The organism is Paenibacillus pectinilyticus, assembly GCF_001700435.1.
In the GTDB taxonomy this organism is placed as follows: Bacteria; Bacillota; Bacilli; order Paenibacillales; family NBRC-103111; genus Paenibacillus_E; species Paenibacillus_E pectinilyticus.
Map to the genome: position 1 here is coordinate 26,110 of NZ_LYPC01000010.1, position 12,584 is coordinate 38,693.

Sequence of the window (12,584 nt, forward strand, 5' to 3'; positions counted from 1 at the left end):
CCGACCGGCACCTCCTTACAGTTCCTTCATTCTGAACCCTTAGATTCGTAGCACGATATTGGTCTAGCTATTCCGATTAAATCGATCATCCAGCTTCTGCGCCATTCGTCTAGCGGCCTCCAGCTCCTCAGCCGTCAGCCTCGTTGACGACGCTGTGCCCGTATCCGGCAATACAATCGGGATATGAGGCTTCTGCGTCTTCCCTTGGCGGCCGCGTGTAGCCGCGCCTCCGCTAGCTTTGGCAGATTCCACTTTAGAAGCAGCCTTCAATTTATAATTGATCTTTTCACGAACATACTCAACCGCTTGCTCATACGTACTAATTTGTTTGCCAAGCATATCCGAGGCGACAGCCTCAATGGAGGATTTGGCCCAAGAACGACGATCAATATGAAGGAAATGAATCAGGACATTAATGACTTCTTCTTTTAATTTATAATTGAGATCAATTTTCTCAAAAATATTAAGTACCCCATCAGGAATCGAACCCTGGGTGAAAAACATTTTCAGAACGGCCGTGTAAGGCTCATTCCGCATAATATAATTGTACTGATGATCTGTGCATTCGCCGCGCAGCTGTTGAGGGACCTCTAGGTAATAAGCCATTTCAACCGGCTGTTCCTCCGAAGTCTCAACGGATTCATCCGTTTTGGATATCGTCCGCTCCCGCTCCTCATCCCGCTTCTTGCTCTGTCTGTAGAACAAATTCGCATTGTACTGCATGAGGTCCATGATGAGCTCGCCCTCTTCTGTGAACACACCATCCTCATCTAACAAGCGGCACGTTTCTTGGAGGGACAAGTTGTACTTCTTCGCTACGATGTTGATAGCGACCATATGTTCAGGCTTATGCTTCAATGCTTCAACGAACACGCGATTACTTGCTCCCCGAGGGAATCTCATAATAATATCCGCGTACTTGAAGCCTTTGGTTGTTACATCCATCCGAGCCTCACCCTGCTTGCTGGCAGATGCCTCGTATAGGGCTTGTTCCAACTCATAATCGACGACCTGTGTATTCAAGCGGAATAGTTCATAGAAGGGAACCGACAGATTCTCCTCCGTCACATCCCGACATTCTTCCGGTTCTGGAGAAAGTAAATCTTCCCGCAAGGATAACAGCATGAATTTACCGACTTTGTCCCGAAGCAGCAAGGTTAAATGCTGATTGCGAAAAAACTCATTCGGACTCAGCGGCGCAAATAACGTATAAACGAACACATAATCTTCTTCATCCGGTAGAAACTTACGCGTCGTCTGCAGGAGACCAATTGCCTCCAGCTTGGAGGATTGTTCAATCAAATACTTCCGGCCGCGTTCCCCATGCTCCAAATCTAACAGCAGGAACAGCTTACGTTGCTGCTCCATCGGTGAGTACCCTACTTTCTCGGCACTCATCTGCTGATAGAGAGCTTGATAGAGACTAATCGCTAAGCCGCCAATCATCGGCTGATACATCATCGCTAACATTTTATAATCCAAACTGCTCAAAGAAAACTCACGGTTCACACAAAATCTGTGATTCTCCGTGAAATGCAGCATATTCGTCATTCTCATCCCGTTACAGCACCATCCTGCCTCAGCTCGACTGAAAAGACAACGCTATGTAGCTACAGCCTCTCAGTCTCTCTCTCTTAGTCTACCACAAAAATCGACAATCTTGGTATCTACCAGAGAAAAGATAAATTTACCTGTTGGGATAAGAAAAAGATTCCATCGCGATTTCTCCACAGCAACGGAATCTTATCTTGAACTAGCTTATTCATAGGAATACGTGGTATTGTCGCTCTCAGCGTCTACTAAATGTTCCTGATACTTCCCGTACAAATGTGGATTTAGTCTCTGTGCAATAGCCAGATCCAGATCTCCACGCCGCTTCGGATTCTGCTGACCTTCCTTTAGGCTGTCCACCCAGAGATGTATCAAATCATTCATACGCGGTGCGCTTTGAAGCGGCACAGGATGCTTCGCATCCTTGATGAAATACAGCGAACTTTGCGGTAACTGAGTGTGAAGAATGTGCGCGTATTGATGAAAAACAGGATCATCCAGCCCATATATCAACAGCGTAGGTTGTTTAATCAAGGAAAGACGGCTTGTACATGAATAATGGAGCGATTGCTCGAAATAGGTCCGTACATTGCCTGCCTCATCACTAAGAGAATGTTCCTTCAACACGTGGTAGGTTGTCGCTTTGTCGGCGTTCCCATACGTAATTGCGTTGATCAAAAATTTCATAAACCGCCTAGTCTTCGCCATCCGAATAGCGAGCCACACACGGCAGCGATTATAGGTGTCTGTCAACTCAGACATCCCGCTGACGATGATTCCCCCCGTGAGACGTGATGGGTAGGCGAGCATGGCTTCTAGCGCAACAGAGCCTCCGGTGGAATAACCGCACACAAACGCTTGCCCAACAGCTAAGTGATCAAGAAGATGAATGATATCATCCGCGATGAGTGAATACGTTAGCTTCCGTTCCGAACAAGCACTTGCCCCGTGTCCCCTAATATCAAAAGTAATGACTCGAAAGTACTGCCCAAGCTGTTCCTTTTGATACGTAAAAGCTTCTAAGGTAAGCAATGGGGGATGAATAAAGACGATCGGTATCCCCGTATCTGGTCCTGTCAGCTCATAATGCAGCGTCGTTCCATTTACATTCGCCTTAGGCACTGGTCGTGTCTCCTTCATAAGTGAAGTCTCTTGAACTCCTCTTAGCGTGACCCGATTTGCGTTGGTTCATCCGATTTAGAACATTTTGAAGCCGCGAATACGAAGTGCCTTGATAGCAGATCCGCTCAAGATCGCCCCGATCAAACCACCGATAGCCGGAATGATATCAACAATCGTGAAGCTTTCGTCACTCGATAAGAAAGAAGAAGATCCCATGTATCCATAGATGACGATTCCGATGACCAAAACAATGAACGCATACAGCGGAAACCAAGTTGTTTTCATAAGCATGTTCAAAATAAACCCAATCCCAAAAAATAACACCATCATCAAGACAGTGGCAATGATCATTTGCAGCACGATCGGTTCCTCCTTAAATATGTAAGAAGCCCTTCATTTCTGGCTCCTATAGCTCTTATTATTGTAATCGACAGGGAGGTGCAGGTAAAGTGTACACAAATTGAACAATTTTGAGAATTTCACATTCCTCTTCACGCTTTGTCCATTTGCCCTTTCCCCATGAATTGGATACAATGTAGGGGATATTAGCCCTTGAATGGAGGAAGAACAATGAGTGAAGCCGTACAAACGCTGGAAGGCTGGTATGCGCTCCATGATTTCCGTCTGATGGACTGGAATGCATGGCATGCCGCAACCCCGCAAGAACGTAAGCACGCAGCGGACGAGCTGCAATCGTTCCTGTCCCAGTGGCAGCAAGTTGAAAATGACAAACTAGGCAGCACTGCCGTTTATAGCATCGTAGGTCAAAAGGCTGATTTCGTATTCATGCAAATGCGTGAAACACTGGAAGAGCTGAACGAACTCGAAACGGCATTTAACAAATCAAGCTTTGCCGCATTTACAATACCTGTTTATTCTTACGTTTCGATCGTAGAATTAAGCAGTTACCTTGCGAAGCCAGGTGTTGATCCTGCCCTAGATCCAGAACTGCAAGCTCGCTTAAAGCCTATTCTTCCCAAATCCAAACATATTTGCTTCTACCCGATGAACAAACGCCGGGATGGCAATGACAACTGGTACATGCTCCCTGCGGAAGATCGCAAAACGATGATGCGCAGCCACGGCATGATTGGCCGTACCTATGCGGGTAAAGTCAAACAAATCATTACGGGATCCGTTGGACTGGATGATTGGGAATGGGGCGTTACGCTCTTCTCCGATGATCCGCTTCATTTCAAGAAACTCGTGTACGAAATGCGTTTCGATGAAGTTAGCGCGCGTTATGGCGAGTTCGGTGATTTCTACGTAGGTAATGTTATGCTTCCTGAGAAATTCGCTGCATTCATTCAAATATAAGCTAGCCTATCGGTTCGATAAGCTGAAGAGCAAGGGACTTATGTCCTTTGCTCTTTTTCTTTGGATCCGTATGGTAAAAAGAAGCATCACCCTTTCAGGGCAATGCTTCTTAAGATCATCTATTCTTCGTCCTCATCATCGTTCAGTGCAGCTTGCAGTTCGGCTTCCATCTGCGCCTTTCGGGCGAGATAAGCTTCCGTATCGCGGTCGCGCTGACGACCTTTTTCCTTCAGACGTTCAATCGCAGGAAGAATGAGGATATCGATTTCCTTTTGCACAACAGCGACGTGATCATATCTCTTCTCAGTCTCTAAGAAGTGTCCTACCTCGATCAGCGCATTGTAACGATCCAGTTCGTCCCGGGTAAGAAGTCCCCTTACTTGGACACTACAGTGCCGCATGGCAATCCCCCCGTTAACAAGACTAGCTTAGACTAGAAACGTCCTTTACGAATTACTAGCGGAATTCCGCCAATAATGTAGAGGTATCTCATATCAACCACTTTTTTCATCATGGCAGCCACATTCCCTTTCAATTTACGGGAACCAACGATACCGATCGCTTGCCCTTTACCAAGGGATGCGACTGTACCTTTGTTCGAGTATTTGAAAGTTTTCATTTGTGAGCCACGGATCGAAGCGATCAAGTTGTGAGCAACAGCTTCACCTTGCTGCATCGCAATTTGTGCTGTTGGCGGATATGGTCTGCCTTCATCATTCATAACGATGGAACAGTCACCAACAACATAAATGTTATCGAAGCCTGGAGCATGAAGATGTTCATTTACTTTAATTCTGCCGCGCATTGTTTCGAAGCCTGCTTCATCCAGCATGTGGTTACCGCGGATACCGCCTGTCCACACGACAGTTGCTGCTTTGATAAACTCGTCGCCAGCGATAAGAACGCCTTCTGGCGTACATTCTTTGATCGCTGTACCAATTTTGAACGTAATTCCTTTGTCCGTAAGGACTTTCATCGCATACTCAACAAGCTCAGGATCGAACCCTGGCAATGCCGTTGGAGCAGCTTCAATATTATATATTTTCACGAGGGAAGGATCCACATCGAACTCTTTGCAAAGCATTGGGATACGATCTGCAAGCTCACCGATGAATTCAATACCGGTAAATCCAGCGCCACCGACAACAAAAGTCAGGTAATCCTTACGATCTGGTTCACGTTTGAACTTCGCGAATTGATATTCAATATGCTCACGAATGAAGCGTACGCTATTGATACTGCGGATGTTCAAAGCATTTTCTTTGAGACCAGGAATACCGAAAGTTTCCGCTTCGCCACCAAGTCCGATAACTAGGTAGTCATAGGAAAGCGTACCATCTTCCAGAATAACTTTTTTCTCGTGCGGACGAATTTGTGTTACCGTTGATTTCACGAAATCCACTTTAAATTCATCGATCAACTTCAAAATGTTCACGCGTGCATTTTCAGGATTGTCTGTCCCTGCAGCAGGCATGTGGAGATGCGTTGTGATGTAATGGTAATCATGCTTGTTAACAAGCGTTACATCCGCTTCGTTGTAGTTCAATTCCTTCTGCAAACGAATTGCAGCAAGAATCCCACCATAACCGGCTCCTAAAATAACGATCCTTGGTATTCTACTCATATCTCTCTCACTTCCATATCCGTATTTTTTCCTATGGTCTCTCTATCTTGTGAAAAATTACACAAACGGCATCAAATTTCGTATACTGCTACTAGTTTGTACGTTTTTACAGTGAATTATGATGAAATAGACTGAAATTCGTCACAACATGCTAAACCGATTCTCATGATATGATATAATTTTCATAAGTAAATATCAAGTGTAATTTTGCACAAAAAACCTTGTATTATAGCCATTTTTACCCCCGTAAGCCATGTAAGCATTTACTTATCTTACCTATAGGCAGATTAATTGATAAATTCTCTATCGAAGCGATTCTAGATGAACAGCCGTGCTTAAAAGTAGATTTTAAACGCCAAATTAGACGCTGTTTTTGCGACCAAAAAGTGTCCTCCTACAAGGTGGTAAATATTTGAACTTTTCTGTTTCCTTCAAATGGAGAGACGTTTATAATGAGATATGATTATAGCTTTATTCAGAATAGTTACACACTTATCGGATCCAATCGGAGGTGCTATCATGAACGAGAGAGAAGCTAATCAAGACATCGTTGATATTATTGTGGTCGGCGGTGGCCCAGCTGGCATGTTCGCGTCCTTCTATGCAGGAATGCGACAAGCATCTGTGAAAATTATTGAAAGCATGCCTCAACTTGGTGGTCAACTCGCAGCACTATATCCTGAAAAATATATTTATGACGTCGCTGGATTCCCTAAAGTAACTGCCCAAGAACTCGTAGATAATTTGTCTGAACAAATGAAACACTTCCCTATCAACATCCGCTTGGAAGAAAAGGTTCATCAGGTTGTTAAGAAAGAAGAACGTCTCTTCGAAACTACGACCGATAAAGGCGTACATTTGAGCCATGCGGTTATCCTTACAGCTGGCGTAGGGGCATTTGAGCCGCGTCGTCTTGAATTACCGGAAGCTGCGCAATTTGAGAAGAAGAACCTTCATTACTTCGTAAGTGACTTGAATGCTTTTGCTGGACAAAAAGTTGTAATAAGCGGCGGCGGAGATTCCGCAGTTGACTGGGCACTCATGCTTGAGCCAATTGCTGAGCAAGTAACCTTGATCCACCGTAGAGATAAATTCCGTGCTCATGAGCACAGCGTAGAGAACTTAATGAACTCGAAGGTGATCGTTGTTACACCAACGGAAATCACGAAACTTCACGGTACTGATCGTATTGAGCAAATCACGCTCAAAAATATTAAATCAGGCGAAGAAAGCATCCACGATGTCGATGCCGTCATCATTAACTTCGGCTTCGTTTCCTCTCTGGGTCCGATATCCGAGTGGGGCCTTGATATTGAGAATGGATCTATCATCGTTGATTCCAGAATGGAAACGAACATTCCAGGTATCTTCGCAGCAGGCGATATCACGACCTATCCCGGCAAATTGAAATTGATTGCGGTTGGCTTCGGTGAAGCACCTACAGCGATTAACAATGCGAAAGTATACATCGATCCAAGTGCTAAGCTTTCACCTGGACACAGCTCTAACTTGAAATTTTAATTAGCACAAACAAAAAGGGGTATTCTATACCTAATCTACGGATTAGGAGGAATACCCCTTTGTCATCTATATGTCCAGTTTGTAATGGCCTGCAAGAAGTGCAGACCGACTGTCCTGTTTGCTCGCAGCGTATGTCTGATTATGGTAAGCTGAGTGACTTGCTCGGTCCCTACTCGCCGTACGAGATGGATGGCATCTCTTCTTCAATGGGGAACAGCCACGATCTTCAGAATCACTGTCTTCATCTTGTGACTTGTCCTAACTGTCAATCAAGCTATACCCTTCAGATTCCTGCCCTGTGAGCTTTAATTAAGTGGTGTTCCGTCTTTAACTAGCACAGCTAGCTTTAATTTCCGTCTCTGAATTTCTGCGAGCAAAAGTTCAAGAAAATCGGATTCTAATCTCAAATCTAGTGCTTTGTAATAAGAGTCGATCAAGGTCTCATCGCTAATTTGTCTCACTGAAATCACCCATATTCTATAAGTTAAGATTATAGTATCATGGGGTATTTATTAGAACAAGCGTTCCGTTATCCACAGATAAGTGTGCATATCCTGTGGGTAGATTGTTAATATGTACCAGAAAGCCCTCTGTAAGTAGGGGGGATAATGTGCATAAACTTATACACATGCAAAACTTGTAAATTAGTGATAAAAAAAAATGATCACATTTTTAGGAATTTTTCACACTCCCTTAACATAACCTTCATCTTTTTCACAAAATTGAAAAGAAATTTTAATCGTCACTTAATAATCATCGTCTACAATAGAACTTGTAAGACAAAACAAAGGAGCTGAACCTCATATGTTAGTATATGATATCGTCTTAAATGGAGAAATCAAAGAAACGATTAAACCTCGTAAGAACCGTTTGAAAGAAATTTATGCTTTTATGCAAGAACAAACAAAGGTTATGAAGGCTAAGTACGGAGAGAATGTATTGATTAAAGGCCGCATGGTTTATTAATTTGAAGTAGTACAGATACCTTCGGCCTTACCCCTTAGATAATTCCTTTCCGATGTAAAACAGTCAATACACGATAGAAATCGTAGCTTCCCTTCTCAGGTGTGTCGATCAGACCTGCCTTAACCGCTGCATCAATGGCCGCTTGGGCCCACGTCGGTATGATGGTTAATGCTGCTTGCTCTTCAAGTGATTGAACTCGGCTTGTCAATGCTTCGATTTGTGCTTGTAAATTTTCTAACATCCGTATGACCTCCTCATCATAGAAAGTTAACCCTTCCGTTGCTATAATCCCATTCAATTTACTCGCATAGGCAGGATCCGTTGCGTATCCACTGTTTTGTAAAGCTTGTGTTTGCCCTTGTGGCGTACTTGCTAAACGGACTGCCGCATAACGGGCAGATTGAAATAACAGATCTTGATCCCGAAACCCATCTTCTAAGGTTGCATAGGCTCGAAAATCCCCTGGTACGTTAGTCACTTGCTCCCCATTGATGAACTCCCATGTGCTAGCTGATACACGATCACCTCGCCAATACGGCGTTATTACCCCATTTCCTACCTTATACCCTACTACATTGTTCCACGCGTTGATCTTGCCACCCGTTTCTAGCAAGGCTTGAGCTATTCGGACAGATGGGAATATCAGCGAGCCTTCTAGACGAAGTTTCACTGCAATCGGTGCTATGAGATCGATAAAGTCCTTCCTAGAAGCCATTTAACTCCCTCCCTTCTAGCAACTATTCATACTAGCTGTATACCATATAGTATTCCATAAAATAGTAGATAGAGACGGCTAGTAGAGGGTCATGAAGTGGATTTTCATAGGAATGGCCGACGTTGCAAAACAAAAGAGGGTGCCCCCTCCATCATTTTCATGACGTTGGGAACACCCTCATCTCATTTCAATCAAAATAAACGGCTGTGCCGTCCACTTAGGACGGAAGCGTTTATCGAGAAATATAGCCGATGTATGAAGTGAAACTTATACTTTCTATATTTTAATAAACGTCGCGTTGGTAACGTCCTTGCTCTTGCAACCCATTCAAATACGCTTCTGCATCTTCGCGGCTTAACTTGCCTTCTTTTTCAATAATGTCGATTAGGGTGTTGTGAACATCCTTCGCCATGTTTTGTTTATCGCCGCACACGTAGAAGTAAGCGCCGCGCTCTAACCATGCGAATAGCTCCGCACTATTCTCCTGCATTTTATTCTGCACATACACTTTCTGCGCCGTATCGCGGGAGAAGGCTACGTCGATCTTAGTCAGTGCGCCAGCCTGTTGATATTGCTCAAGCTCCTCTTGATACAGGAAATCTGTCGCGGAGCGTTGGTCGCCAAAGAACAGCCATGCTTTTCCTGTCGCTTCGGTCACCGCACGCTCTTGAATAAAGGAACGGAAAGGTGCGATACCTGTGCCAGGTCCTACCATGATGATATCATGCTCGGAGGACTCAGGCAGGTTAAAATGTTTGTTTACTTGAACAAAGACCGGAACCGTATCTCCATCGTTCAAGCGCTCTGCGCACATGACGGAACATACACCTTTGCGCTCGCGGCCATGTGCCATGTAGCGAACCGCACCGATCGTAAGGTGAACTTCACCTGGCTTTGCTGCAAAGCTGCTTGCGATGGAATATAAGCGTGGCGGCATTTTTCTTAATAAAGCGACGATTTCGTGCGCTGAAGCTTTCCACGGTCCAAATTCGCTTAGCAAGTCAAGCACATCACGGCCGTCTGTATAAGCCTTCAACTGTTCCGCATCCGCAACAAGCTGCTTCAATGCTTCATTTTCGGAGTATTCAGTTGCTTGCTGAACGATCTTCTTGGACAATAGCGTAAGCTCGAAATGCTTCAAAAGCGCTTCTTTCAACGGGAGCGTTTCGTTCTGTTTATTAATGACAACCGCCGTGTCTGCATCCCACTTCATCATCTCAAGGATAGAAGCGACCAGCTCCGGATCGTTGTCAGGAACTACACCTAGGCAATCACCAGGTACATAGGACAGGCCAGATCCTTCGAGCGAAAGCTCAATATGGCGTGTTTCTTTGGAGGATCCTTCTCCGTTTAAATTTACATTTTTTAATACTTTTGCTTGGAAAGGATTGGTTCTGGAAAACAAGGATGGTACTTTTTCGACATCAGTAACTTGCATTTCTCTTCACCCCAGAAGATTTTTATTATTTAGAATAGCACATGCCGCTCAACTTAGAAATGTTTTTTAATTGACCCTATTATGAATTTTTGGCTTTTTCAGAAAAAATTCAAAAAAATTAAAAAATTCGTCTTAAGATAGAGGCAAAAACAAAAAAACCTTCCAAATCTGTGTAAGAACATCTACACAAGCTTGGAAGGTTCATTATTCGTATTTATTAAGCCTCAACCTTATCATCACAAGGCTCAGGTGTTCCTTCATAGTCAGCTGGCTTGAACGAGGATCCACAACCACACGATGCTACCGCATTCGGGTTGTTGATGGTGAAACCGCCGCCCATTCCCTTGTCTTCAAAATCAATTTGAACACCGTATAAATACTTAGCACTATCTTCATCCACAACGACCTTCAGGCCGTGAATGATGAATTCTTTATCGTCAGACTTTTGATCATCATCGAAGCCCATTCCATAAGAAAAGCCGCTACATCCACCAGCTTTCACGCCTAAACGTAAAAATAGCTTAGTTGATTCTTCAGATGCCAAAAGCTCTTTAATTTTATCACTTGCTGATTCGCTTATGTTAATCATAATGGAATTCCCTCCTTGATGTTTCCCTACTTGCAGGAAACTGGCATTGGTATAAGAAGTGCTTGATTCAAGTATACTCCTATTCCATCCGATGCTCAAGGGCAGCTGCTTATTGTTTGGGACGTCCAATTGCATAATACTGCAATAAGAGCTGATCCAAATCTCGACTGCATTTCTGCACGTCTGGATGAAGGAAACCATAAGAGATTCCCAAGCTAACCATTTGGCCTCGAAGCTGTTCAATTTTAGTATGAAGTCGTTCCTGCGGTTCGGTCACGAATAATGGTAGCACGATTATTATCACCTTTAGCCCTTACGTAATCACATTGCAATAGTATACAGGAATTTGTTAATATTGGGAATAACATTTCGCCAATTTCATTAAAAAAATACACAACTTGGATAACATTGTCGATTTATCTTCAACGTTCGGATGTTGCCCCTCCTACCTAGGAGGTTTATAATGAAAGGGTTGGATTGCTTGTATCGTTATTAAAATAGGTGTGAATTCCTTAACCGAACTGGTTGACAGGTACGCGAGCAACTCACACCACTTAACGCACCTGGTTCGAACTTCTGGCTGCGTCGTTTCAGTATGGGTTTTATTATATGTTCATAGGAGGCATGGAAGCATGAGTATCACGACAACAGACCCGGTTAAACGGATGGCTGAAATTGCTGATAAAGTAGAGAATGGCGAGCGTCTATCCATGGAAGATGGCCTATTCTTATATGAATCTGACGATCTCTTAACCATTGGTCAATTAGCAAATAAGGTCAATACGCGCTTGAACGGAAACAAGGTATATTTCGTACAAAACATGAGCTTGTACTTCACGAATGTGTGTGAAGAACATTGTTCTTTTTGTCATTTCCGCCGCGATGAGGGCGAAGAAGGTGCTTATACATTAACACCTGACCAAATGTTATCGTATATTGCTGAGAATTTTAACCCTGAAATTCAAGAGTTTCATATCAGTCAAGGCCACAATCCACATCTGCCTTTCGAGTATTATGTAGACTGCATTCGTCAGCTGAAGCAAGCTTATCCGAATGTTACGATTAAGGCGCATACCGCGGCTGAAATCGAGTTCTTCTCCCGCATTAGCGGATTAAGCTACCGTGACGTCCTCAAAACGTTAATGGACGCTGGACTTTCCACACTCCCTGGTGGCGGAGCAGAGATCTTAACAGAACGTTACCGCGCTAAAATGAAGGTAGAAAAAGCATCCACAGAAGAGTGGTTGGATGTTCACCGCCAAGCGCATCTGCTTGGGATGAAGACACATGCAACTATGCTGTATGGTTCGATTGAAACCAAAGAAGAACGCATTCGTCACATGATGCTGCTTCGTGAACTTCAAGATGAAACCAACGGCTTCCTCGTGTTTATTCCGAACTCTGTACAACCAGCCAGCAAAACGGCAGGTCTTAAACGCCGTGTTCCTGCTTGGGATGAGCTTAAAACCATTGCGATTAGCCGCTTAATGTTGGATAACTTTCCACATATTAAAGCTTATTTCATCAATATCGGCACGAAGCTTACGCAGCTTTCCTTCACCTTCGGTGCATCAGATGCCCACGGAACGATCGTGAAAGAAAAGATATCACACGCTGCAGGCGCGCTTTCCCCTGAAGGTCTTACGCGTGATGAGCTCGTTTGGCTCATTCAAGGATCAGGCCGCGTCGCGGTAGAACGCGACACCTTTTATAATGAAATCAAAGTGTATGAGAGATAATA

At 44.0% G+C, this 12,584-nt stretch carries 15 protein-coding genes; 5 read left to right on the forward strand and 10 right to left on the reverse strand.

Annotated features, from left to right (window positions below):
• Nucleotides 1-63: 63 nt before the first annotated feature.
• The 3 genes from A8709_RS02660 to A8709_RS02670 all read right to left on the reverse strand — a co-directional run bounded on the left by A8709_RS02660 (nt 64) and on the right by A8709_RS02670 (nt 3,033).
• Nucleotides 64-1,557: a replication initiation and membrane attachment family protein gene (locus tag A8709_RS02660; protein WP_065850661.1), complete on the reverse strand. Its 1,494-nt coding sequence runs from the start codon at nt 1,555-1,557 to the stop codon at nt 64-66.
• A 201-nt stretch (nt 1,558-1,758) separates the two neighbouring features.
• Nucleotides 1,759-2,691, reverse strand: a complete 933-nt coding sequence (locus A8709_RS02665; RefSeq protein ID WP_084224619.1) for an alpha/beta fold hydrolase — start codon at nt 2,689-2,691, stop codon at nt 1,759-1,761.
• A 57-nt stretch (nt 2,692-2,748) separates the two neighbouring features.
• A complete protein-coding gene (locus A8709_RS02670; protein ID WP_065850663.1) occupies nt 2,749-3,033 on the reverse strand; it encodes a YuiB family protein in 285 nt (94 codons plus the stop codon).
• 210 nt (nt 3,034-3,243) lie between these two features.
• Between A8709_RS02670 and hemQ the strand changes: the two genes are divergently transcribed.
• Nucleotides 3,244-3,990 (forward strand): hydrogen peroxide-dependent heme synthase, encoded by a 747-nt coding sequence (hemQ, locus tag A8709_RS02675; RefSeq protein WP_065850664.1) that lies wholly within the window; start codon nt 3,244-3,246, stop codon nt 3,988-3,990.
• 119 nt (nt 3,991-4,109) lie between these two features.
• Here hemQ and A8709_RS02680 read toward each other — a convergent pair whose 3' ends face one another.
• A complete protein-coding gene (locus tag A8709_RS02680; protein ID WP_065850665.1) occupies nt 4,110-4,391 on the reverse strand; it encodes a hypothetical protein in 282 nt (93 codons plus the stop codon).
• A gap of 32 nt (nt 4,392-4,423) precedes the next feature.
• Nucleotides 4,424-5,614, reverse strand: a complete 1,191-nt coding sequence (locus A8709_RS02685; protein ID WP_065850666.1) for an NAD(P)/FAD-dependent oxidoreductase — start codon at nt 5,612-5,614, stop codon at nt 4,424-4,426.
• Nucleotides 5,615-6,133: 519 nt separating this feature from the next.
• Here A8709_RS02685 and A8709_RS02690 point away from each other — a divergent pair.
• Both A8709_RS02690 and A8709_RS33960 read left to right on the forward strand, forming a co-directional pair.
• Entirely contained in the window at nt 6,134-7,135 is a 1,002-nt protein-coding gene (locus A8709_RS02690; RefSeq protein ID WP_065850667.1) for an NAD(P)/FAD-dependent oxidoreductase, read from the forward strand.
• A 59-nt stretch (nt 7,136-7,194) separates the two neighbouring features.
• A complete protein-coding gene (locus A8709_RS33960) occupies nt 7,195-7,437 on the forward strand; it encodes a hypothetical protein (protein ID WP_141692399.1) in 243 nt (80 codons plus the stop codon).
• 3 nt (nt 7,438-7,440) lie between these two features.
• Here the strand turns inward: A8709_RS33960 and sda are convergent, their stop codons facing one another.
• Nucleotides 7,441-7,605: a sporulation histidine kinase inhibitor Sda gene (sda, locus tag A8709_RS33470; protein ID WP_425262303.1), complete on the reverse strand. Its 165-nt coding sequence runs from the start codon at nt 7,603-7,605 to the stop codon at nt 7,441-7,443.
• Nucleotides 7,606-7,939: 334 nt separating this feature from the next.
• Here sda and A8709_RS02695 point away from each other — a divergent pair, with 334 nt between their 5' ends.
• Complete coding sequence (locus A8709_RS02695) at nt 7,940-8,101, forward strand: mechanosensitive ion channel protein MscL (RefSeq protein ID WP_065850668.1); 162 nt, start codon at nt 7,940-7,942, stop codon at nt 8,099-8,101.
• Between the two features lie 34 nt (nt 8,102-8,135).
• Here the strand turns inward: A8709_RS02695 and A8709_RS02700 are convergent, their stop codons facing one another.
• From A8709_RS02700 to A8709_RS35030, 4 genes are all read right to left on the reverse strand, one after another.
• The gene (locus A8709_RS02700; RefSeq protein ID WP_065850669.1) at nt 8,136-8,816 is read right to left on the reverse strand and encodes a glycoside hydrolase family 73 protein; all 681 of its coding nucleotides are present in this window, start codon (nt 8,814-8,816) and stop codon (nt 8,136-8,138) included.
• A gap of 283 nt (nt 8,817-9,099) precedes the next feature.
• On the reverse strand, nt 9,100-10,254 hold the full coding sequence (locus A8709_RS02705) for a sulfite reductase subunit alpha (RefSeq protein ID WP_065850670.1): 1,155 nt from the start codon (nt 10,252-10,254) through the stop codon (nt 9,100-9,102).
• A gap of 217 nt (nt 10,255-10,471) precedes the next feature.
• On the reverse strand, nt 10,472-10,843 hold the full coding sequence (locus A8709_RS02710; protein ID WP_065850671.1) for a HesB/IscA family protein: 372 nt from the start codon (nt 10,841-10,843) through the stop codon (nt 10,472-10,474).
• Nucleotides 10,844-10,952: 109 nt separating this feature from the next.
• Nucleotides 10,953-11,135, reverse strand: coding sequence for an aspartyl-phosphate phosphatase Spo0E family protein (locus tag A8709_RS35030; protein ID WP_244163075.1), 183 nt, complete (start codon nt 11,133-11,135; stop codon nt 10,953-10,955).
• A gap of 340 nt (nt 11,136-11,475) precedes the next feature.
• On the opposite strand from A8709_RS35030, the gene mqnE reads away from it, so the two are divergent.
• On the forward strand, nt 11,476-12,582 hold the full coding sequence (mqnE, locus tag A8709_RS02720; protein WP_065850672.1) for an aminofutalosine synthase MqnE: 1,107 nt from the start codon (nt 11,476-11,478) through the stop codon (nt 12,580-12,582).
• The last annotated feature ends 2 nt before the right edge of the window (nt 12,583-12,584 follow it).